At 44.5% G+C, this 23,042-nt stretch carries 15 protein-coding genes and 1 pseudogene; 11 read left to right on the top strand and 5 right to left on the bottom strand.

Annotated elements, in window-relative coordinates; translation table 11 throughout:
* Positions 1-130: 130 nt before the first annotated feature.
* Together JGK36_RS31450 and JGK36_RS31455 are read right to left on the bottom strand one after the other, a co-directional pair.
* On the bottom strand, positions 131-2,062 hold the full coding sequence (locus JGK36_RS31450) for a response regulator (RefSeq protein ID WP_293175566.1): 1,932 nt from the start codon (positions 2,060-2,062) through the stop codon (positions 131-133).
* Between the two features lie 445 nt (positions 2,063-2,507).
* Positions 2,508-3,794 (bottom strand): chemotaxis protein, encoded by a 1,287-nt coding sequence (locus JGK36_RS31455; RefSeq protein WP_293175564.1) that lies wholly within the window; start codon positions 3,792-3,794, stop codon positions 2,508-2,510.
* Between the two features lie 426 nt (positions 3,795-4,220).
* Here JGK36_RS31455 and JGK36_RS31460 point away from each other — a divergent pair, with 426 nt between their 5' ends.
* The 4 genes and pseudogenes from JGK36_RS31460 (at position 4,221) to mrdA (ending at position 10,162) form a co-directional block, all read left to right on the top strand.
* Complete coding sequence (locus JGK36_RS31460; RefSeq protein ID WP_293175562.1) at positions 4,221-6,764, top strand: GAF domain-containing hybrid sensor histidine kinase/response regulator; 2,544 nt, start codon at positions 4,221-4,223, stop codon at positions 6,762-6,764.
* A 71-nt stretch (positions 6,765-6,835) separates the two neighbouring features.
* Positions 6,836-7,201, top strand: a pseudogene (locus JGK36_RS31465) (four helix bundle protein).
* 96 nt (positions 7,202-7,297) lie between these two features.
* A complete protein-coding gene (locus tag JGK36_RS31470) occupies positions 7,298-7,984 on the top strand; it encodes an N-acetylmannosamine-6-phosphate 2-epimerase (RefSeq protein WP_293175844.1) in 687 nt (228 codons plus the stop codon).
* Between the two features lie 360 nt (positions 7,985-8,344).
* Positions 8,345-10,162 carry a penicillin-binding protein 2 gene (gene mrdA / locus JGK36_RS31475; RefSeq protein ID WP_293199082.1) on the top strand — a complete coding sequence of 606 codons (1,818 nt, stop codon included), beginning with the start codon at positions 8,345-8,347 and terminating at the stop codon, positions 10,160-10,162.
* Between the two features lie 364 nt (positions 10,163-10,526).
* Here the strand turns inward: mrdA and JGK36_RS31480 are convergent, their stop codons facing one another.
* Positions 10,527-10,754, bottom strand: coding sequence for a hypothetical protein (locus JGK36_RS31480; protein ID WP_293189813.1), 228 nt, complete (start codon positions 10,752-10,754; stop codon positions 10,527-10,529).
* Between the two features lie 77 nt (positions 10,755-10,831).
* On the opposite strand from JGK36_RS31480, the gene JGK36_RS31485 reads away from it, so the two are divergent.
* The 6 genes from JGK36_RS31485 to JGK36_RS31510 all read left to right on the top strand — a co-directional run bounded on the left by JGK36_RS31485 (position 10,832) and on the right by JGK36_RS31510 (position 15,704).
* The gene (locus tag JGK36_RS31485) at positions 10,832-11,386 is read left to right on the top strand and encodes a pentapeptide repeat-containing protein (RefSeq protein ID WP_293201303.1); all 555 of its coding nucleotides are present in this window, start codon (positions 10,832-10,834) and stop codon (positions 11,384-11,386) included.
* Between the two features lie 68 nt (positions 11,387-11,454).
* Positions 11,455-12,051 (top strand): pentapeptide repeat-containing protein, encoded by a 597-nt coding sequence (locus JGK36_RS31490; protein WP_293201307.1) that lies wholly within the window; start codon positions 11,455-11,457, stop codon positions 12,049-12,051.
* 52 nt (positions 12,052-12,103) lie between these two features.
* On the top strand, positions 12,104-13,177 hold the full coding sequence (locus JGK36_RS31495; protein ID WP_293175550.1) for a pentapeptide repeat-containing protein: 1,074 nt from the start codon (positions 12,104-12,106) through the stop codon (positions 13,175-13,177).
* A 350-nt stretch (positions 13,178-13,527) separates the two neighbouring features.
* Positions 13,528-14,046: a pentapeptide repeat-containing protein gene (locus tag JGK36_RS31500; RefSeq protein ID WP_293175548.1), complete on the top strand. Its 519-nt coding sequence runs from the start codon at positions 13,528-13,530 to the stop codon at positions 14,044-14,046.
* Between the two features lie 325 nt (positions 14,047-14,371).
* Positions 14,372-14,854, top strand: a complete 483-nt coding sequence (locus JGK36_RS31505) for a pentapeptide repeat-containing protein (protein ID WP_293175546.1) — start codon at positions 14,372-14,374, stop codon at positions 14,852-14,854.
* Between the two features lie 367 nt (positions 14,855-15,221).
* Positions 15,222-15,704 carry a pentapeptide repeat-containing protein gene (locus JGK36_RS31510; RefSeq protein ID WP_293175544.1) on the top strand — a complete coding sequence of 161 codons (483 nt, stop codon included), beginning with the start codon at positions 15,222-15,224 and terminating at the stop codon, positions 15,702-15,704.
* 190 nt (positions 15,705-15,894) lie between these two features.
* Here JGK36_RS31510 and JGK36_RS31515 read toward each other — a convergent pair whose 3' ends face one another.
* Positions 15,895-20,187: a DNA/RNA non-specific endonuclease gene (locus tag JGK36_RS31515; RefSeq protein ID WP_293201305.1), complete on the bottom strand. Its 4,293-nt coding sequence runs from the start codon at positions 20,185-20,187 to the stop codon at positions 15,895-15,897.
* Between the two features lie 421 nt (positions 20,188-20,608).
* Positions 20,609-21,637: a hypothetical protein gene (locus JGK36_RS31520; protein WP_293175540.1), complete on the bottom strand. Its 1,029-nt coding sequence runs from the start codon at positions 21,635-21,637 to the stop codon at positions 20,609-20,611.
* A 103-nt stretch (positions 21,638-21,740) separates the two neighbouring features.
* Here JGK36_RS31520 and JGK36_RS31525 point away from each other — a divergent pair, with 103 nt between their 5' ends.
* Positions 21,741-22,676 (top strand): metallophosphoesterase, encoded by a 936-nt coding sequence (locus JGK36_RS31525; RefSeq protein ID WP_293175538.1) that lies wholly within the window; start codon positions 21,741-21,743, stop codon positions 22,674-22,676.
* The last annotated feature ends 366 nt before the right edge of the window (positions 22,677-23,042 follow it).

Consider the following 23,042-nt stretch of genomic DNA (forward strand, 5'->3'; position numbering starts at 1 on the left):
TTGGATTTTGGATTGGGGATTGGGGATTGAAGATTTTTGATTGTCAACTGTCAACTGTCAACTGTCAACTGTCAACTCTTCCTTCTTCCTTCTTCCTTCGTGACAACTGTCAACTGTCAACTGTCAACTGTCAACTGTCAACTGTCAACTGTGTCAGAGCAAGTTTGTGTCGGAGTTGAGTCCGCTCCAAACGATTCAGGATGCGAGCAATTAATTCCGGTTCCACGATCGGCTTATTCACGTAGTCATCAGCACCCGCGACAAACATTTGACGCACTATTTCCGACTCAGAATGAGCAGTCAAAAATAGCACGGGAAGCTTGCTCCAGCGCAAATCGTTCCGCACCGCCAAACACAGCTCGATACCACTATAACCAGGCATCTCCACATCTAAAATTAGTAAATCTGGACAAGTGGTTTCGAGTACCTCCCAGAACTTTTCGGGCCGCTCTAATGTTGTGACTTGCAATCCCCAAGGTTGTAGAATCATTTTCAGCGCAGCCAATAGATGCACATCATCGTCTACTACCATAACTTTGGCTTCAGCAGCGCCTGTTTGATCGAGAACCTGGGCGACTGATTTGAGTATATCTGCTGGGGAGATAGATTTGTGTAAAAAGCCGGAAGCTCCCAAACGAGCAACTTCAATTCGATCGCTCAATTGATTGTTCCCGCTAAAAATCATCACTGGAATATCAGGTTTTTCAGTGCGGAGCTCGGCTAGGAGAGTAAGTCCGTTTTCCTGAATTCTGGAAAATGTCAAATCCAGTAAAATCGCGTCGGGAGGCTGTTGAGAAATCGCGCTTCTTGCGGATTGCCCAGATGTGGCAACTTCTATCTCAAAGCCCGAACCGGATGCTGCTGCTTTTAGTCGATCGCTCTGCAAAGTATCATCATCAACGATCAGAATGCGGCGCTTTTTGGAAACCGCAGTAACCAGCTCGCTTTCAGGTTCCGGCGGGCGATCGAATATCTGTTTGAGCAAATCCTGAAAATCCTCAATCTGCTGAGCAGTCTCCGGTTTAAAGATGTTTTGGGCCTTGAACAACTGTTCGATCTTGCGCGCAACTTCCGAACCTTTAGGCAGCCCTAAAGTTCCCAAAGAACCGACTAATTTGTGAGCTTGCTCCTGGGCTTCCCGCCGCAGTTGGTTGTCCAAGGTTCCGGTTTTCAGTTGGGCGATCGCGCGATCGAATATCACCACCTTTTCGATAAAATTAGCTTTTAACTTGCCCCGAATTTCCGCAACCACACTCAGGACTTGGAGGCGGCGCTCATCGTTGCTTAATTCCTGGCTGTGTGCGATCGATTCAGCAGGTACATTTTCTTGACTTTTAGCAGTTTCTGCCGTATCCCGGGCAACTTTTGGACTCTCAATCTCCTCCGGCAGACTTTTGAGCCGGTAGCCCAATCCATACACCGTTTCCACTAAATCTACAGTCATCCCGGCTGCTTTCAGCTTGTGCCGCAGCCCCTTGATATGAGCGGTAACGGCTTCTTCTTGAGGAAATTCGCCCGCCGACCAAATGCGATCGAGCATGGCACTGCGGCTGAAAATGCGCCGGGGATTTCTCAGAAAAAGTTCCAGCAGATTGTACTCTTTGGGAGTCAAATGCAGAACTTTTTCGCCATAAGTTACTTCCGTAGTATCCGGGTTGACTTGCAGTTTTTCCCAAGTCAAACTTGTACTCGACAAACTTGCCTTACCCCGGCGCAGCAAAGCCCGAATTCGAGCAATTAATTCTTGGAGATTAAAGGGTTTCACCACATAATCGTCTGCACCCGCTTCTAAACCTTGAACTCTATCGTTACTGCTATCTAGCGCTGTCAGCAATAAAATCGGCATTTGGCAGCCGGACGATCGCAATTCCCGACACAAACTAATACCGTCGAGTTTAGGAATCAGCACATCCAAAACAATCAAGTCGTAATCGTAGGCTTGTGCCAACTGCAAGGCTGTTTCGCCGTCTTCCGCCGTATTCACATTGTAATTATGAGCATTCAGCGCTCTGGTCAGCAAATTGATTGTAATTGTGTCATCTTCTACTAGCAAAATTTTCATAAACCTAGCCTGTTATTTGACCAATTCTTGTGACTTTAAATCAAAATCTTGTGATGCAAATAGCGTTGCCTAACTCTTAATTTATTCGTATTAACCTCCTTCAAACAAATAGTATTGTGCAAATTGTAAAATTGTTACTTTTTATTTTTTCAGACCAACCGCCCCGACGATTATGAAGTTCTTGAAACACGAGCTTTTTTCCAGATATCACGACGATAACTCAAGGCGTCTTCCTTTTTCCTTCTCCTTCTCCTATATAGCGGTTCTCAAGCGTAGTGAGTATGCCCTGTTTGGCCGATGCCTCATGCCCCATGCCCCATGCCCTATGCCCTATGCCCCATGCCCGATGCCCTGTTTGGCCCATGCCCCATGCCCATTCGTACCTCATATGAGAGCTAGAAAGGCTATACATATCGAAAAGTTAAATCAGATGAGCCCTAGAATTTTAGGGCTTTTTCGACTTCAGCGCCTGCTGAATTTTTTGAATCAGATATTGCGATGAATCTTGCTGCTTAACTATATCTTCCCATTCAGAAATTTCAGCTTCAGCGTCTTCTAAATCTTTAACTAAAGAATGAGCAACAACACTTTTTTTAACTCCCAAATTTTCTTTAATGGCGGTCGGTGAATTGAAATCTTTTTCCGCTATTAATTCCTCCAACTCTAACAAAGCCATTTCCGCACGATCGATCTTGATGGTCACCGATTTAGCTACATTAGCACCCGCTCTTGCTGCCTCCGTGAGTTCGTGAACCCGAAGTTTAAATCGGCTGGCAATTTGCTCGATTTGGGTCCCCAATTCAAAAGTTTTACTTGCCAGTCTGCCAATTTCCAAACTCACCTTGCTCAGACCGCTGGGCTGATTTCCCATTTGATTGGTAACTACAGCCACCTGTACTGCTAAATGCCTGACTTGTTCGATCGCCTCCCCGATGGTTCGGGAAGTGCGGTTAACCGTTTCTAAATCATTAGCTATTGCTTTGCTAATACCCAAAATTTTCTGTGTATTATTGCAAATAGAATTAGCACCTTGAAAAGTAGCTTGAAATGCTTGGCGGCCTTCTGAAGAAATTAACTTCGCAATCCTCACAAATCGCTGATTTATTTGAGAAATTTCTTCAGCTTGTTTGACCAGTGTCACTTGCTCGCGACTCGGAGTATTCTGCAATACTTGGGCTTGAAGGTGTTGGGATTTTAGCAACTCCTGGCATTCATAAAATTTTGCCTGTTCTTGTTGAATGATTCCCATATATTTCTGTCTTTCTACTCTGTATTTTTGAATAAGCTTGTTAGCTTGAGCTAAAATTTTAGACTGGGCAATCACCAGAGTCCGAACGTCCAAAAGGCGGAAACTCTGATTGTCCATTACCACAATAATTGGTTCATAAATTAAATCTTTATGCCTGTTGAGAGACGCTTGTACGGCATCCTCAACTTTCCAGTTTTCCTCCATCAGCAAAGGCGGTATTCTCATAAAATCTAACAAGGCTCGAATCGGATGCTGACCGTAAATTTCTACGCGATCGGGGAGACTCATTTGTTCTCGAAATTTGACGCGAGAAATCATGCCCAATACCTGTGATTCGTGAGTAATAATCACTCCCGGTAGGTCTGGTTCTTGCTCGAATCTTTGAGCCACTACCTGTCCTGGAGTTGCAGCACTGACTTGGAAGTGGTGACACGGCAGATGTCCGATCGTGAAATCGGGGGTGAGTTGAGTTGGATTGCTCATTTACCCGGATAGTGTTAAGTAGAAGTTAACAAATTATATATTGATATTATACTGGATTAAGATTGTTTAAAGTAGTCAGCAACCCAGTCTTAAAAGAACTGAGCTTGTAAGAGTAATATCTCGCAAGCTGTGTTGACCAGCCTCAGCCTTAACTGGCTACGTTATTTGAGTCACGACACCGCAGAAAAACGGATACAAGCGCGCGACTTAAGTTGCGAGCAGCCCAAAATCTTAGCTCGAAGTTCCTGCTCCGGTGATTCACGAAGCTGCAAGTAAATCTAAAATCTAAAATCTAAGATCTAAAATCGACTGACTTCTTTGATCTCAAGTCTTTTGGAGCGGCCCCGTCTGCTGCGCCCCTGGTTCCCTCCCCAAAACAGCGGCATTCATATTTTGTCCTTTAAAACAACCGGGAAAATACCTAGATTGAAACCAAAAACCTTAAATCGAACTTTGCCGATCGCAACCTTTGAGGCTGCTTACCAGTTGTTACAGCAAATGGCTGAACTCCCGGGGGCGATTTGGCTCGCCGACGATGCGATCGCCAATCCTGAAAATGGGGAAGGAAACTCGTCCCAAAGGTTTGCAGCAGTGGTATCAGCTCGGTTTAGCGCGCTGCTGCGGGGCGAGGCATTAGATGAGTTGGCAACAAACGGACGCAAACACAGTGAAAAACATCTCACTTCGCAATTAAATGTGGATTTGACTTTCGATCCAGGGGCGATCGCCAAATTCCTCTCTCCCCTCGCAGACAAACTCGCAGAAATAACGCCCGCACCGCCAAGACAAATTGACATTCGCGCCCTCAAACAAGCAATTAAGAACATACAGCCGAACTCGGCAATTTTACAAAGCGAATTCACCCTAAATTTGCTGGATCTTCTCGCTACCGATGCCAGCAAAAACAGTCCCCTGCCCCTAAAGCTCCCAACAGAAATAGAGGGAAACTCAGCGTTAAAACCGATCGCTCCAGAAACGCTACACCACCAGATTGCCGAAGCCGTCAATCACTTACAAATTGCCAGTCCCTGCATTTCATTTTGTCAGTCTGTGGAAGATGCTTTGCAGCAGCAGCTAGAACAAGAGCGACTTTTGAATCAGGTGACAACTCAAATCCGCCAGAGTTTGGAATTACCAGTAATTTTGTCAAAAGCAGTTTCGAGAGTGCGAGAGTTTTTGGATGTCGATCGCCTGTTAATTTATCAATTTGAAAAAGTGCCAGCCCCCCACCATGCCGAATTAGGTAAAGAAATACCTATGGCGGTTTCTGGCGAAGTCAAAGAAAATCCCGGTTCTTACTTGTATTTAGGTCGCGTTACCTACGAAGCTTTAGCCAGCGATGCTATCTCGTCTGTACTGAATTTTAGTGAAGGCGCCCAGTGTTTTCCCGATGGAGTCATTGACAGAGAGAAATATCGCAAAGGTTTGGCTTTGTGCGTCACTGATGTGGAAATAACTTACTCTTCGCACTCTTGTTTTTTAGAGTTGATGCGGCGGGCGAAGGTGCGGGCGAAGTTGCTAGTACCGATCGTAGTTCAAGACGAATTGTGGGGGCTGCTAATCGCCCACCAGTGTACTGTGTGCGAGTGGGAAGAAAGCAAAAAAACATTTTTGCGGCAAATAGCAGAACATTTGGCGATCGCCATTTACCAAGCCGAACTTTATGCAGAAGTCCAGCAGCAAAAGTGTACCTCTGAACAGCGCGTCATAGAGCGAACGCAAGAACTGCGCGATGCCCTTGCTACCGCCCAGTCTGCCAGCCTCGCCAAAAGCGAATTTTTGGCAGCTATGAGCCACGAATTGCGGACTCCCCTCACCTGCGTCATCGGCATTTCGGACACGCTGCTGCGGTGGTCTTACGGCAAAGTTGGCACCAAAGAAGTACCAATTGCCAAACAGCGACAGTACCTGCAAACTATCCGGGACAGCGGCGACCACTTATTAGAATTAATTAACGATATTTTAGATTTATCGCAAGTAGAAGCAGGAAAAGCAGTATTAAAAATTAGTGAATTTTCAATTTCTAAATTAGCTTCTCAGAGCCTGCACGCCTTCAAAGAAAAAGCTATAGCTAAAGGCGTGGAACTCGTGCAAGAACAGCGGATCAAACAAGAGTGCGATCGCTTCACCGCAGACCCGCGCCGCTTGAGACAAATTCTGTTCAATCTTTTAGGAAATGCGATTAAATTTACTCCCGAAGGCGGGCGAATCGTCCTGCGAGTGTGGGTGACAGAAGATAAAACTCGGACGCCAGCAGTGCGACAGCCCGGTACTGCACCCCCAGGTAGCACCGCTGTTTTTCAAATCAAAGATACCGGCATTGGAATTCCCGAAGATCAGCGATCGCTCTTGTTTCAAAAATTCCAGCAGTTAGATTCCCCCTACCGCCGCGAATACGGCGGCACCGGTTTGGGATTGGCATTGACCAAACAATTAGTAGAACTTCACGGCGGCGCGATCGAAGTCAACTCTACAGTTGATGTTGGCTCTACTTTTACAGTTTTTATACCAATGCAAACTAAAAGCAAAGATGAATCCACAAAATTCAAATATGAAAAATCGAATTCATCTTTACCGCTGCACTCTTCCTCCTTGCGGGGCAGCCTCGTCCTCGTAGAAGAAGATGAAGAAACTGCCATGCTGATTTGCGATATCCTGACAGCCGCAGGAATGCAGGTAGTGTGGATGATTGAAGGCTCGGCGGCGGTAGAACAAATTGAACTTTTGCAGCCCAATGCTGTGATTGTGGATATGCGTTTACCCGGGATGAACGGCTGCGAAATAATTCAACAACTTCGCCAAAAACCCGCTACTGAAAATCTCAAAATTCTGGCTTTAAGCGCTAAAGAAATTCCCGCAGATGAAATATCTTTTGTGACGGCGGGAGCTAACGATTGTTTGGCTAAACCGATTCACCCCGAGCAATTGCTTGACAAAATTCTTTCTTTAATGGCCGGGATTAATGGATAATGGGGCATGGGGCATGGGGCATGGGGTATGGGGCATGGGGCATTTAATATAATTGAGTTTTTGAGGTAATTATGGGAAGACCTGATTTTGAGGAATTAGAAGTTTATAAGTTGGCGGAAAGTTTGGCGAATCAGATTTGGGAGATTGTTAAAAAATGGGATTACTTCACAAAAGATGCGATCGGCAAACAGATCGTTCGGTCTGCTGATAGTGTCTGTGCTAATATTCCTGAAGGAAGAGGTCGTTAGAGTGACCAAGATAATCGGCGTTTTGTAAAAATTGCGAGAGGCTCTTTGTACGAAACCGTAAACTGGTTAAGATTAGCCTATGCTAGACAACTCATCACCAGCGAAGAAGTAAGCAAATTTAAACCAATTGTTGATAAATTACTACCAAAACTTAACGCCTATTTGAGTTCAATAGGACACAGGGAATAAATTACAAAAAAAGCCCAATTCCCAATGCCCTGTTTGCCCCATTCCCATGCCCCATGCCCCATGCCCCATGCCCCATTCCCCATTCCCCAATTCCCCATGATTAACTGTCAAATTCCCACAGGATTAATTGTTTCTTGTCAAGCACCTGCTGATTCGCCACTGCACGATCCGATCGTGATTGCAGCAATGGCTCGCACCGCCATCAATCGAGGGGCATCGGGCGTGCGGATTGACACCCCGGCTCACGTTGCAGCGGTGCGACAACAGGTATCGGCTCCCGTAATTGGCATTTGGAAGCAGCAATTGGCGGGATGCGAGATTTACATTACTCCTCGGTTTGAAGACGCACGGGCGATCGCACTTGCAGGAGCAGATATTATCGCCATTGACGCGACTTTGCGAAACCGCCCTGCTGGCGAAGACTTAAAGACGTTAATCGATCGCATTCACAAAGAATTAGGGAAATTAGTCATGGCGGATGTAGATACTATAGAATCTGCGATCGCCGCTGCTGAAGCTGGTGCAGATACTGTCGGTACTACTCTTTTTGGCTACACACCCCAAACAGAAAGTTTCTCGCCGCCCGGATTTGATTTGCTAGCGCAAATGGTAGCAAAGCTCAAGATTCCCGTTATCTGCGAAGGCGGAATCTCTGGGCCCTCCATGGCTCAAAAAGCATTGAATTTAGGAGCAACGGCTGTTGTTGTCGGTGGAGATATTACTGGAATTGATATTAAGGTGACAGCCTATGCGTCGTTCATTCAGTTGACAGTTGACAGTTGACAGTTGACAGTTGATCTGTTGTAGGGGCAGTGCCCCCGTGAGAGCCCTCTTAGTTGACAGTTGACCGCTTGAGGGCAACCTCTACCTGGAAGTCCGAGGATTGGAGTAATGAATCGTCTGATTTTAATTTCTACGCCAAACCCAGAGGCTTTCAAGCAATTATTTATGCTAATAGGAAAATAAATAGGAAATTGTAGAACAAGAACTGTACGGGATTTTACGTATTTATGTATCTGCCAATAGGCATATTTATGTCGGTCACTAAAGAGCTAAAAGTTGTCATCGCTGTATCCTCCCCGAAATAATCCGGATGAGAATTAGATCTGCCTGTTAATTCAATCAAAGAGCAGATTAATTAATATGGCTAGCGATTTTTCTTTTAACTCTAAAGTCCGATTAAACAAAAATACCTCGGACAATCCTGCACAGCAACGGAGTCGATCGCTCCAAGTGATGATTTTTATGCTGATCGTCACTACATTAGTGACGATGCCGATGTTTCGTCTAGCCGAATTGCAACTGGTACAGGGAGCCTACAACCGACAGCGGGCGGAAAATAACCGCATTCGCCCTGTCTCAGTCGCAGCGACTCGCGGTCAAATTTTAGATCGCAACGGCAAAATTTTGGCGGCGAACCGCGTATCGCGATCGGTGTATTTGTGGCCAAAAGAGCGATCGGCAAAGGATTGGCAAGAAGTCGCGGCTACACTGAGCCCGATCGTCAAACTTCCCGCCACCGAAATCATCAAAAAAATCGATGTAGCCGGCTACAAATCAGCCCTGCCAGTGCGAATTAGTAAAGATATCGATGTCGCTACTTTCGTCGCTTTGGGAGAACAAAGCAATACTTTGCGGGGAGTTGAAATTCGCGTAGAATCGAGCCGCGACAATCCCAACCAGCAATTAGCAGCTCACCTTTTGGGGTACGTCGGTGAAGCTACTTTAGACGAATTAAAAGCTAATCCTGCATATCCAATGGGGATGATCGTCGGTCAAATGGGAGTTGAAAAGTTAGCCAATCCAACTTTAGAAGGCGTTTGGGGGAACCGTTTGATCGAGGTGAACGCTAAGGGCGAGGAAATTCAAGATTTAGGCGTAAAAGAGCCTATTCCCGGCAAACCCGTGCAGCTAACTTTAGATTTAGATATGCAAAAAACTGCCGAAAAAGCTTTGGGCGATCGCCTGGGTGCCGTTGTAGCGATCGACGTGAAAACCGGAGCGCTTTTAACAATGGCTAGTTGGCCGACATTTGACCCCAACATTTTCACCCGCAAGGTGACTCAAACAGAATGGGATCGACTGCAAGGGCCAGAAAAACCATTTTTAAATCGGGCAGTTCAAGGCTATCCAGTCGGCAGCACTTTTAAGATTGTAACTTCTGTCGCCGGCATAGAATCGGGCAAGTTTTCTCCTGACTCGACTTTAGTATCATCTTCTTCAATTACGATCGGTGGCATTTCTTTCAACGAACACGGCGCGGGTCAAGGTGTTATCGGTTTTCGCGATGCTTTGGCCTTTAGCAGCAATACATTTTTCTATCAAGTAGGCATGGCGGCAGGCCCGGAACAAATGTCGAAATGGGCGTCTAAAATGGGCATTGGCGGGACGATTAATTTAGATATTTTGGGGATAGACGGTGCCAATCACGGTCAAGTGCCCACGCCAGCAGAGAAAAAGAAAATGTACAAGGAAGATTGGTATGTGGGCGATACCGTCACAATGGCGATCGGTCAGGGTTTGGTACTTTGTACTCCCCTAGAATTGGCTGTGATGGTGTCAACTGTTGCTAATGGCGGTTATCGAGTGCAGCCGCACTTATTGGCTTCTCAAACCAATACACCCCTCACGAAAAAAATCCCCACAGGAATTAAACCTTCTACTTTAAAGGTGATTAAAGAAGGATTGATGGACGTGGTGAAAAAGGGTACAGGCCGCGGTCTGAATGACGGTACAATTCCTTTAAGTGCTGGCAAGACAGGGACTGTGGAAATGCCAGGTCATCCTGACAATTCGATGTATGTGGGTTTTGCTCCCGCTGACAAGCCGGAAGTTGCGATCGCAGTTATAGTCGAAGGCGGAGGATTTGGTGCCGTCTCGGCCGCACCAATTGCTCACGAAGTATTTAAAACCTATTTTCAAAAACAAGGTTTTAAACCTACTAACAAGCCTTTCAAATAATAATTGATATTATAGCGAATCTAGCTCTCATATGAGGTATGTTGTTGGGCTTGGGCCCTATACGTCTAAGCGGTTATCGAGCTGTCAGTTATACCTCATCTTTTTGAGAAAGGCTATATGCCCTGTCAATTACGCTAAAAACCGTTTCTAGTGAAGACTTTAGTCACACCGTGTCAATTATCAGCCCTAAAAATGGTTTGTAGTGAGGAATGCAAGTCCGCATCCAAATCCGAGGACTGAAGTCCTCACTACAAACCAATCTTATTATGGTCGTTCGACGGGACATGATATTAATTCTTGACTGCTGACTGTTAATATTTTGTCAAGTAAGGTGCTCCCGCGCACCTTACTGTTGTCAATGCACTCAAAAGTTTTCTCCAACCAATCGTCTCACCTCCAAAGTCGATAAATTCATCATTTGCGCCACCTGTTCCAGATTCATCCCAGAATTTAAAACTTGAGTTAAGAGCGATCGCAAAGCTGACTCCGCTGCCAGCCGCGCTTGCTGTTCTTCCTTGTGAGCCTTCAAAGATTGAGCTATTTTAGTAGTATCAACATTTTTATTCTCAACAGATTCTAGAAATAAAGTCATGAACGAAGAAGAAAAAGAAGCAGAATATATCAGAATATACAACAGTAGAAAACAGTTGTGGTCTAATTCAAGTGAACTTGACCGGCGATCAGTGTAAGGATGGTTACTTTAGTGGAGTAAACTTGAGTGGGGCTAACTTCAGGGAAAGTGACTTGCAACGGCTGGTTTTTTACGGACAAGGAATCAATTTTAGTGGCTCAGATTTGAGCGACCTCGACTTGGCCTACGCGCATTTTGAAGATGCGGATTCGAGTGGGGCGAACCTGAGCGGAGCTTGTCTGTGGCGGGCTAACTTTCGCAGAGCGAATTTGACTGGGGCAAATTTCAGCAGAAGTGACTTACAGGAAACTGGTTTTCACATGACTAATTTGAGTAGATGCAAATTTAGTGGAGCCAAAATGATTGACACCGGGTTTGGTTTTTGTGACTTAATTGATAGTGATTTTAGGGATGCTAAGTTTCAAAATGGGGTGGGTTTTTCTAAGTGTGACTTGACGAGAGCTAACTTCTTTGGCACTGAATTTAAAATAAGTGAAGTTAACGATCACAAACCTGGAAGGGTTGTTTTCAAAGACGTTTACTTTAAAGATACCATCATGCCCGATGGCGCTATTTGGAATAGTGAAGACTAATCCGTCATTTTTATTCTCAACAGATTCTAGAAATAAAGTCATGAACGAAGAAGAAAAAGAAGCAGAATATATCAGAATATACAACAGTAGAAAACAGTTGTGGTGACCAGCAATCTAAGGAGCGCTACTTAAGTGGAGTGAACTTGAGTGGAGCTAACTTCAGGGAAAGTGACTTGCTACATCTGGTTTTGTACGGACAAGGAATCAATTTTAGTGGCTCAGATTTGAGCGACCTTGACTTGGCCCGCGCACATTTTGAAAATGCTGATTTGACTGGGGCTAACCTGAGCGGAGCTTGTCTGTGGCGAGCTAACTTTGGCAGAGCGGATTTGACAGGGGCGAATTTGACTCAAACCGATTTGCAGGAGACTAAGTTTTACGACGCGAATTTGAGTAGAGCAAACTTAAGTGGAGCCAAGATGATTGAGACAAGTTTTGATGATGCTAACTTAACCGATAGTGATTTTAGGAATGCTAAGTTTAAAGATAGAGTTCGTTTTTATCGGGCTGACTTGACGAGAACTAACTTTTTTGGTACTGAGTTGGATCTGGATGAAATTAGAGCTAACAAATCTGAAATGGCTATTTTTACAGATGCTCACTTTAAAGATACCATCATGCCCGATGGTACTATTTGGAATAGTGTAATCCCGGGAGTAGAATAGCTTTTTTAAAAGTAGTATTATTAAGAGTGTAAATAGATAAAGGTCGAAAGTTATGGACGCTGAAGAATTGCTCAGACGCTATGCCGATGGCGAGAGAGATTTCTCGGAAATTAGCTTGGTCGATGCCAATCTAGCAAACATGGACTTGAGTGGCATCGAGCTCAGTGGCGCTGATTTGAGAGGTGCTAATTTGAGAGAAACCAATCTCAGCGGAGCGCATCTAGCTTCTTCTAACCTGAGCACTGCTAATCTCAGTCGCGCTAACTTAAGTAATGCTTGCTTAGAAGAAGCTGACTTCAGTGATGCTGACTTAGGACTGGCTGACTTGGAAGGTGCTAATCTCAGTCACGCTAATTTGTGGGGAGCTGATTTGACGGATGCTTATTTGATTGATGCTAATTGTACCTCGGCAAATTTTAGCATGACATACTTGGTTGGCGCGAAAACTAAACGTGCCAACTTTCAGGGAGCGCAGATAGATACCGCTATTTTCCAAATGCAAAAGATGCTGTTTACAGATATCATCAATCGTTATGCGGCTGGGGAAAGAAATTTTAGCGGCTTGATGGTAGAGAGTCCCAATTGCAGCCGGGAACGCAGGTCTTGGGAGCTCGGACAATTAAAAGGATTGGATTTGAGCGGTATTATTTTGCGTAATAGTAATATCCAAGAGCTCGGGCCCTACATGAATGGAGTGATTTTGGGAGGAGCTGACTTGACTAGGGTTGATTTCGATCAAAGCAATTTTGAAAGAGCAGATTTGAGCAATGCTATTTTGCGGGAAACCGGTTTCTTCCAATCAGTTTTTGCCCATGCCAATTTGAGCGGAGCCGACTTTACGGGAGCTGGGTTATTTGAGAGTCGTTTTTTCTGTGCCGATTTCAGTAGAGCCAAATTGAATAAGGCAAGAATAGGCAGTTTCAGCTTTATCTGCAATAATTTGACGGAGGCAACCTTCAAGGGAGCTAGGTTACACAGTGTTGATTTTGATGAAGCCAAGTTGACTAAAACGGACTTCCGGGAAGCCGACTTCGGTGTGAAAGATGATATATTCGGGGTTAAATTTCGAGATTGCCATTTTGAGGAAACCCTCATGCCCGATGGCAGAGTGCGTAACAATAGTTAAGGTAAATAGACTTCCCTTTTTTTTGAGAGCAACAAAATGGATGTCGCTTTTTTTAAATTAAATTATGTATGTCGAATCGTACTTTTGAAGAGCAGAAGGGGTCAAAGGGCTAAAAGGGCGATCGGCTAATATTGAGCTTTAGTAAATGCAGTATTAATAAAAATGAAAATTAGACTTTATTAAAAGTCAATAGCCTGGTATGCTAAGCAAGCTTTCCAGGCTAATTTGTTTGATGTCTAGACGATCAGCCTTATGATTCGATTATTTCCAAGCAGCTTTGTATTGATACAAAATAAAAGTAAAAGTGACAGTGCTATTATAAAAGTATAAACAGCTTGAACAAGACAGCTATGGATGTTGAAGAACTATATAGACGCTACGCGGCGGGAGAGAGAGATTTTCCTGGAGTTGATTTAAGTCATGCTGATTTAAACATTGCTAACGTGACATACATGGAAGACCTCCAACCAGGTCAGAATGAGTTGAGTGGTATCAATCTCAGCGGTGCTAACTTGACTAGAGCCAATCTGAGTTGTGTTAATCTCAGCGGTGCTAACTTGAGTAGTGCGAACCTAGACTCTGCCACCCTTGAATGTACGATATTGACTGGTGCCGATTTGAGGAAAGCCATTTTAGATTATGCCGAACTGGTATGCAATCTAATTGATGTTGACTTGAGAGAAGCTAGTATATTTTGTACGCGATTGATTGGTACTGACCTGACCAGAGCCAACTTGATGGGGGCAACATTTCAAGTCATGACAGAAGAAGATGGTTTAATTTTTTGCGATACGATCATGCCTGATGGCACTATTAATAGTAAAAATTGGCCCGAAAGAAATAAGTATAGCAACCGCCAACGCGGTTAGGATCTAAACTAGAAGTATTCCCTTTTGCTGCTTCTAAATTTTATTAAAAGTCAAGAGCCTGGTAAGCCAAGTCAGCTTTCCAGGCTAATTTGTTTGCTGTCTAGACGATCAGCCTTATGATTCGATTATTTCCTCTATCTCGTCTGGAATATTTGAGAAGAAGTCAAGGTCAGTCAACTCCTCGATTTGGTTAACAGTCAACTTCCATGTTCGCCAGTTTCTCCAAGCAGCTTTGTTTTGTATGTCTGGAAGACTTAACCCCAATAAAGTAAAGTAAAAGTGACAGTGCTATTATGAAAGTATAAACAGCTTGAACAAGAAAGCTATGGACGTTGAAGAACTATATAGGCGATATGCTGCGGGAGAAAGGGATTTCTCAGGAGTAGATTTAAGTCATGCTGACTTAAACTTTGATAAAGTGGGATATCCCGAAGAACTCGAACCAGGTAAAAATGATTTGAGCGGTATCAATCTCAGCGGTGCCAACTTGACCGGAGCCAGACTGATTTGTGTTAACCTCAGCGGTGCTAATTTGAGCAGTGCAAACCTAGAGTCTGCTACTCTAGAATGCACGATATTGACTGGTGCTAATTTGAGTGATGCTATCCTAGATTATGCTGAACTGGCATGCAACCTAATTGATGTTGACTTGAGAGAAGCCAGTATGTTTTGTACGAGATTAGCTTATGCTCACTTGACCAGAGCTAATTTGAGGGGGGCAATATTTCAAGTTCATGTAGATGGGTATGTAGTTTTTAGTGATACAATTATGCCTGATGGTACTATTAATAATGAAGAGTATGAGTAGCCTAAATAATTTGTGTAATAGCGTGTAATAGTAATGCTTGATGGAGTGGCTTTTTAGATATTTTTGCCTTCGATCAATTATTTATATTCGCTAGGTTTTAATTAATTAAAAGTTAATAGCCTGGTAAGCAAAGTCAGCTTTCCCGGCTAATTTATTTGAAATTTAGACCATCAACTTTCTGATTCGATTATTTCCTCAATCTCGTCGGGGATATTTGAGAAAAAGTTAAGCTCAGTCAACTCCTCGATTTGCTTAACAGTCAGCTTCCATGTTTGCTAACTTCTCCAAGCAGCTTTGTTTTGATACAAAGTAAAAGTAAAAGTGACAGTGCTATTATAAAAGTATAAACAGCTTGAACAAGACAGCTATGGATGTTGAAGAACTATATAGGCGTTACGCTGCGGGAGAGAGAAATTTCCCTGGAGTTGATTTAAGTCATGCTGATTTAAACGTTGCTAACGTGGGTGATATTAGAGACCTCCCACCAGGTCAGAATGAGTTGAGTGGTATCAATCTCAGCGGTGCTAACTTGACTAGAGCCGATTTGAGTTTTGTTAATCTCAGCGGTGCTAATTTGAGTAGTACGAACCTAGAATCTGCTATCCTATTGGGTACTATATTGATTGCTGCCGATTTGAGGGACGCTATCTTAGATTATGCCGAACTGGGAGGCGAACTGGTTGATGCCGACTTGAGAGAAGCCAACCTGCATTGTACGCGATTGATTGATACTAACCTGACTAGAGCCAATCTAATGGGTGCAGAATTTGCAGCCACCGGAGAAGGTCGTGTGATTTTCTGCAATACCATTATGCCTGATGGTACTATTAGGAATGACGATTGCTCCTAAAGGGATTGATAGATCGGTTTTGCTGGAAAAGGGTATTGGAGATGGTAGGATATACTTTGATTATCTCATTAGCACGGTCTAAGATTGATTTGATATAAGAAAAAGTCAAATCATCTTCAACTCATAGACTTTATTAAAAGTCAATAGCCTGGTATGCTAAGCAAGCTTTCCAGGCTAATTTGTTTGATGTCTAGACGATCAGCCTTATGATTCGATTATTTCCTCTCCAAGCAGCTTTGTTTTGTATGTCTGGAAGACTTAACCCCAACAAAGTATTGAATGGGTGAGGAACTGGAAGTGGGAAATCTCCATTGGCATCTACCGATCCATTTGGATTAGTTGGGACGTGAGCTGGTTCAACCTCGTTGGGTGTCAAAATGCCGTAAGTTGTAGTGTTAGCAATTGTGACATTAGCAGGATTCAGTCCTGGTTGCTCTAAATCCAGTACGACCTTCCAAGTCCAACCAGGAATATTGATTCCTTTGCTTGTAAGAATCTGGGGATTTGTTAATCTGCTGGGTCTTGCTCTATGGCTTATACGTTGAGGATTTAGATTGCTTTCATAACCCCCAGCGACAACATAAAGCTCTTTTGAGTCAATATTAGTAGTGGATGCAAGCAAATCATCAAAACTCGTCCATGCTGGACTTTGCGGATTTTCATCTAGGCTGAGATCGTTGTTATCTTGATGCTGTGGAACTACATTCGTCATCAAAAAAGTCGCTATGTTGTCCTTTTCACTATTAGTTCGCTGAGACGAAGGTAGCATATGACCCCTTGAATACAAACTGTTGCTGTAGTCCTCATTTTTGACCCGACCCCAAGTTTCAGGAATACTTTGATCTTCGATAAATCTGAGATTTGAGCGCGCAACACTACCCAGCCACTTTTGATTCAGTTGCCAACTTACCCATTTAGGAGTTTTACTGCTGTCATCATAAGCAGTGGCAAACTGTGCTTTCTCTAGCAAATAGTTATTGCGCTCCGCAATAGCAAGATCAGTTGTGTTCCTTGCATCTGAGGGATTTCCAAACAGTAGATGTTGGCTTTTAAAAAATACATTATCTAAGTAAACATTACCGCCACCAACAACTTCAAACTTCAGAGTTGCTACTTGACCGCGCAAATTGTCAGGCACCTCTACTTGGAAAGTCTCAAACCCTTGAATTCCATAATCAATCCTTTGTGTATCTGCTAAATATGCACCTCTTGTACGATTCGCTCGCCTCAAGTTGATCGATGATGAAACGCCTAAAGGACTTCCATCTGCTGCTGACAAAGTGACCAAAACACTTCTTCCCGAACCTAGTTCTGCTTCGGGAACATGGAGGTCAAACCGTAAGTTTCCCCAATCAGGTACAACAAAACGATTGTGGGTAATACTTTTTCCTGATTCTAGCTTCAGAGCATAATTTGCTTGAGTTCGATCGACTCCAATTCTATCGAGTTCCGCGTGCAAAGCTGGAGCTTCTGTTGCAGATAACTGATTCACATCAACAAGATTGCTGGTAGACACACTCGGTGACGTTTCACCATTATGCAAAGACCAACCAGGAATCGCATCAGAAAAAATAGTCCGATTACCACCCTGCGGATTGAAAACAGCATCAAAATTGCCATTAAACAAAGTAGGAACCGCCCCATCTCCCCGCATCCTGGCATCATAAGTATTGTCAAAATCAACCGGGATACGCTCTACATTCGTTTGGGGACGCAACTCCGAACCGCCACCCAAAACCGAATAAAACCACCCCGTACCAATTCCCTCCCAAGGAGCAGCATCAACACCGTGTTCAAAACGCTCTTCCGGCGTATACCAAGGGCTAACGCGAGCGGAGTCTGTCAAAACAGTACCGCCAAATGAAAAGTCCTTATCGAATAAAGGTTCGCGATACCCATCGCCGCGTCGGCGGAAAAGAGGATTAACATCTAAGTCTTCATTGAAAGGGAAGTTAGTTGGAAAGAGGTCTGATGTTCCCCCATACCAGCTCAAAACACGTCCGTGTACAGCTCCCCTTCCAGCAATACCAACAGTAGGATCTGTTTCCTTGGTAAACCCAGCACGACTTTTATTATAATCTGGGTTGTTTTTATTAGTTCCCAGAAAAACCGACAAATCCGGTTTTCCCAACAGCGGAGCTGTAGCATCGGGATTTTCTGACCTCCAACCTTCTCGCGGCAACTTAAGTCCGGGGGCTGTTTTCCCATTCTCAGTAGACGGGAGATTCGGAATATCCCGACCCGCAGGCGAAACCGTACCGCTTAATAAATTCGGTACTGTCTGATAGTAATTATCCGCAAAAGTGACATTTTTCCACACCTGAACCTTTGGCTCGCGGAAATCGCCGAAATTCTCTGTCACCACATCTAGCCCCGGTTGATCGAAATCGTGGGGGTCTAAAGTTGTCATCTGAAGGTCGCGAGTATTGGAATTTTCTTTGCCGCCAGCATCAGGAAAATAAGAACCTAAACGCTGAATAATTTCGCTGTTAACAACAGTACCTCGACTGAAACCAACAAAGTGCAGCGGGGAATTGAAAAGTGCGCCTTGTTTAGCCGTGCTAGTTTCATCCTTCAACACTCCATCCAACTGCACGAGGGAAGTAAAGAAAGCATCTGCTGCCGCCTCTGTGAAGCCTGAATCAGGAACGGCCGATTCATTATTTTGCGACCAGTCATTCAGCAGCACTAACGGTTCATTGTTGTCAAGGTAGGGAGCTATATAACTCTCCAATTTAGTGAGATATTGCGGATCGTTTTGCGGGTTCAAACCTGATGGGAAGTCTCCGGGCACTGCACCATATTTGTTGACAGGAACCCAGTAACCTGTAGGCAGGTCGTACCTCATCATCAAACCGCCACCGTCGATACCTGCATTGGCAATGCTATTACCCAGTTGATAAAATTCTGAAGGAATTCCAGGGTTATTGAAAAAGGGAGGACTAAAAGGAGGTTTAAAGCCGTGAGTCAGCACAGTGACGCTGCTGAAGGTATTATCACCGTTGAGGGCTGGCGGTAGCGGCGTCCAGAAATTACCAAACTCCTCGTTGCGTTTTCCTTCTTTATTCCAAGCTTCAACAGCCCAATTGTACTCCTGGCCCGCAGTCAATTTGAGACTGGGAGGAAGCGTAAAGCTGGTATTTGTTCCCTGAGTAAATGTTTTACCGCCATCGAAAGTCCACTTGCCGATATTGGTGCTATCTTTCTGCCAAGTCGCAGTTAAAATGCGGTTGGGATTGAAATCGTTTTCTTGACCGTGGTAAGAAGATGTACTCCAAGGTTTTGTCAGTAAATCTAACTGCTGGGGTTTGCTCAATCCTTGATTGGAGAGGAATTCGTTACCGTCAGGGTCGGGTAAATCGACAACTTCATCCCAGGGCAATAAACCCTCACCTTCATCGAACACGCTGACGAAGAGATTAACCTCTTCAATGTCCTGAGTAGGTAGATTGTCAAAAGTCCATTGGAACTTTGGGGTAAGGGGATTTTCTGAAGTCTCGCTAGTACCAATAGGCCCTGTCAAATCCAGCCAATCCAGCGGTGTCGCCGCCAAACCGCGAGGGTTAGTCACAGAAACGGGAGCTTTCTTACTTCCCGGCGGCACGCCGTAAGTATATTGATTGTTCGCGTCGGTCAGAATCTGAAAATCAGCAGCAACACTAACTGCTGGATTAATATTATCAATTGGAATCGCCGCCAAGCGACCTTTATTATCTACTTGGAATTGACTGGGGTTGGTCAGCGTTTTGACAAATTCCTCCACATCAAAAACATAAACTTTGCCATTCGCACCGCTTAAATTTGGATAGGAAGCGTAAAGAAACTTGCTATCACTTGACAGCGCTAAGTCTGTAGCAAATCCATCTGGAATTGGTCGAGTTGCTGCTACTAATTGCGGATTCGTCAGCGGGTTTTTGATAATGCCGATATTGCTACCGGCCCGCGGGTCTCCATCTATGCTGGGTATTTCCTGACCGAAAAATTTCGTATCCGCATTCCGACCCACAACAAACGCATAACTCGCATCCGGTAAAACTGTTACCGAAACTCCCTCATTCACATCGAAGTAATCAAAAGTTGAACCCAGCCCTAAATTTGTATAGCGAGTAGTAGCAGCAAAACTTACGGGGTCGTTATTGGTAATATCCAGTACCCCAAATCCTTTGCTATCTTTGCCGCTGTTTGTAAATGTCATTTTCAGCGGATCGACCGTAGCAGCTAATCCTTCTACGCCTTCATCGGCTGTTACAGTTCCAATTAATTGATTCCATTTTTTGGGGTTCGCGCCGGGGCTGATTGGTCGGTCTTTGGGGTCGATGTTAACGGCGTAAATCTTGCTGTTCGCGCCGTTTGGTGCGGTAACAAATAGCTTTTTGCCGTCGCTGCTAAGGGCGATTTGCCGCAAACCGCTTGGGGCTGTGCCGACTGGGATGGTTTGGGTGACTTGGTGATAGGTTGGTGAAAATGGGTTTGCGGGATTCACCTAGCCGTAAGTTATATAATGGCGCCCGATGTCGCTTTCAGCAATCGCACCTCCATCGCTGCTGGAATATTTAATTTCTACTTGTTGGACTTGAGTTAAAATTGTCATTTTTCAATTTTTCTCAAAATTAATTAATTTAATCTCTGGTGTAGATCTACTTTTTAAGGTTCGTAGTGAGGACTTCAGTCTTCTCTCATTTGATGAGGACTGAAGTCCTCACTACAAACCTAGCTAATTTGATGCTGCGTCCTGGACTTTCAGACGGATCTGACTGTTTGCAGATACAGAGAATTTAACGGTGCATCTCATTGTGGCAAGGGCGAAGCATTTCGGCACATAATTTATGAACCAGAATCAGAGATTTACTGCCGAAATGCTTCGCCCCTACGAATAGATTTGTAAAAAGGAGATGCTCCCGAATTTAAACTTTATTAATTCCTCTTTCTAAAATAATCATCTCCGAGCCAACAACCGGACTTCTCGCTATTAACTTACCTTCCAGATTTGCAATTTGTAATTTGCTGAAATCCAGTGAGTTAGCTTCTTTCCACATTTGACTGGCGAGCTGATTTTGCTCTACATCGCTGAGTTTGTACCAATCTTCAGCGACTTTGACAGTCAAAAGACCGATCGAGAAATCAGCATCAACAGACTTAACTAAACCGCCGCCCAGTCGATTAGTAATTTCAGCAACTTGATTTTGAATCGCCGCAATCAGCGACTGTTCCGGCGTCAGTGGCGGCGGCGGGAGAATTTCTACAGGTTCCGGTTTTTTCGGCGCTGCTAAATCGGGCAATTTGCTTTTAAAATTAGCGGGTGTAGGCTGAGAATTTGCGATCGCCTCTGGGGATTTCGCTGTTCCTGGCGCCACAAAATCGTCAAAGGTTGGGGATAGCTGTGCTGCTGGGATAGGCGCTTTTGCTAATTTCTGGGGCGGTTTTGCCGAGAAACTGTTGAAAGTTAAACCGATCGCAACGATGAGAATTGCAGCTAAGGAGGCGTTTAAAATTGGATCGGACAGCTTGGCGTTCGCAGATGCAGGTAGGAACGATCGAACTAACCGCACAATACTTTGCCAAAGTACGCCGACTTTCCCTAAAAAACTCCCGCCCGCGGGTTTAGATACAGGCTTTTTAGCGAATTTTACCCCAGCTTTTGGCGGGGGAACGCTGTTAACTTTCGCAGGCGGAGGAGGAGTTGTTGCTGAGTTGGAAGCAGTTGGTGCGGGCTTTTGGGGCTGCAAAGGAGGTTCTGCTGCTAATTTTTTTCCCCCTTTTCCCAAATTCCCAATCGAGGTCATCAAAGCTTTGATTTTCTCATTTGTGGGAACAGAACTGCTAGCATTTTTAGCTGTGGTGCGAGTCGCGGCCGACTTTGCTGGGGAATCTACCTCCGGTGTCGGAGATTCAAACGGTTCTGGAGTTGGTTGGTTTAGTGGTTCTTCTGACATTTTATCTGCCTTGGAGCGTTACAAATATATCTAAACAGGATAAATTTTAGGTGAGCCATCTCATCCTTAATTTATCATTTCATTAGTTCTACCCAAATTTCTCATGAGCATCAAACGCCGTCACTTTCTAATTTTAGGCAGTCTGAGCGCCCTAGGTTTGGCCGGAGTCTCGAAAATGCTTCAGCTTCGGACTTCCTGGGGTAAAGACGCCAATGCTGCTGTGCCTTCTAACCTTGAGGCCCAAAGGGCGATCGTCCCATTGCCGGCCTCACCGCCTATTTTACGCTTTATTTCGCTGGCCGACACCGGTACCGGCGCTGAAGGTCAGTATGCTGTGGCTGAGGCGATGGCGCAATATCACCGGGAAAATCCTTTTAACATAGCTGTTCTCGCCGGCGACAATATCTACAATAACGGCGAAATTGAAAAAATTAATGCTGTTTTTAAGAAGCCTTATCAGCCGTTATTGCAGCAAGGCGTTAAATTTTATGCTTGTTTGGGAAATCACGACATTCGCACTGCTAACGGCGACCCGCAAGTTAAATATCCGGGTTTTAATATGCAAGGTCGCTACTATACTTTTCGGCGCGATCCGGTACAGTTTTTTGCATTAGATACCAATGACAATGCTGACTGGAAAAATCAGCTTGTTTGGCTGGAGAAAGAGTTAAGCCAAAGCACTGCACCCTGGAAAGTTGTGTTCGGTCACCACCAGATTTATTCCTCTGGCGTGTATGGATTGAATCAACCTTTTATTAAGACTTTGACGCCTTTGTTTCAAAAATACGGCGTGCAGCTTTATATCAACGGACACGAACACAGTTACGAACGCACCCGCTCGATTGACGGTACGACTTATTTAATTTGCGGTGCTGGCGGAGGGACTCGTCCGGTGGGGCGTTCTGAGTGGACGGAGTTTTCTGCTAGCCGCCTGAGTTTTGCGACGTTTGATGTCTATGAAGACCGGATGTTTGTCAGTGCGATCGGTACTGACAAGCGGGTTTTTGACCGGGGAGTGCTAAAAGTGCGATCGGCTTAATTCAAATTATATTCAGGAGCAAACAAAATGAATAGGGGTTGTAGAGCCAATAAAACGGTTTTGTTTTAGAAGCAACTGTAGAAGGTACGTTGAGAGGTCAACGGCATCCCCTAAGTCTATCAAAATCGCATAAAATAGCCAACTAGCCCAGATTTAAATCTGGATTCCGTTGAGCAAACCTGTCCATAAATAACTTAAATTTAAAAGTCTCTTTACTGTACAAAAGATATCTTCAATTCGCCAGCGTCTTTGATACAAATCTGCCACTACATAGGGCTTGCTGAAAAATCAATCACATATTGCGTGGCATAGGTTTAGATGGCGCGAGGGAGAAAAAAGTGCAAGATAAACAGGTAATATAGATCA

This window comes from Microcoleus sp. PH2017_35_SFW_U_B (assembly GCF_020737865.1).
Classification (GTDB): Bacteria; Cyanobacteriota; Cyanobacteriia; order Cyanobacteriales; family Microcoleaceae; genus Microcoleus.

What these genes read in the sequence shown, in the direction of transcription:
- JGK36_RS31450 (WP_293175566.1), bottom strand. Translation starts at nt 2,062, where the DNA reads ATGAAAATTTTGCTAGTAGAAGATGACACAATTACAATCAATTTGCTG.
- JGK36_RS31455 (WP_293175564.1), bottom strand. Translation starts at nt 3,794, where the DNA reads ATGAGCAATCCAACTCAACTCACCCCCGATTTCACGATCGGACATCTG.
- JGK36_RS31470 (WP_293175844.1), top strand. Translation starts at nt 7,298, where the DNA reads ATGATTAACTGTCAAATTCCCACAGGATTAATTGTTTCTTGTCAAGCA.
- mrdA (WP_293199082.1), top strand. Translation starts at nt 8,345, where the DNA reads ATGGCTAGCGATTTTTCTTTTAACTCTAAAGTCCGATTAAACAAAAAT.
- JGK36_RS31480 (WP_293189813.1), bottom strand. Translation starts at nt 10,754, where the DNA reads ATGACTTTATTTCTAGAATCTGTTGAGAATAAAAATGTTGATACTACT.
- JGK36_RS31495 (WP_293175550.1), top strand. Translation starts at nt 12,104, where the DNA reads ATGGACGCTGAAGAATTGCTCAGACGCTATGCCGATGGCGAGAGAGAT.
- JGK36_RS31500 (WP_293175548.1), top strand. Translation starts at nt 13,528, where the DNA reads ATGGATGTTGAAGAACTATATAGACGCTACGCGGCGGGAGAGAGAGAT.
- JGK36_RS31505 (WP_293175546.1), top strand. Translation starts at nt 14,372, where the DNA reads ATGGACGTTGAAGAACTATATAGGCGATATGCTGCGGGAGAAAGGGAT.
- JGK36_RS31510 (WP_293175544.1), top strand. Translation starts at nt 15,222, where the DNA reads ATGGATGTTGAAGAACTATATAGGCGTTACGCTGCGGGAGAGAGAAAT.
- JGK36_RS31520 (WP_293175540.1), bottom strand. Translation starts at nt 21,637, where the DNA reads ATGTCAGAAGAACCACTAAACCAACCAACTCCAGAACCGTTTGAATCT.
- JGK36_RS31525 (WP_293175538.1), top strand. Translation starts at nt 21,741, where the DNA reads ATGAGCATCAAACGCCGTCACTTTCTAATTTTAGGCAGTCTGAGCGCC.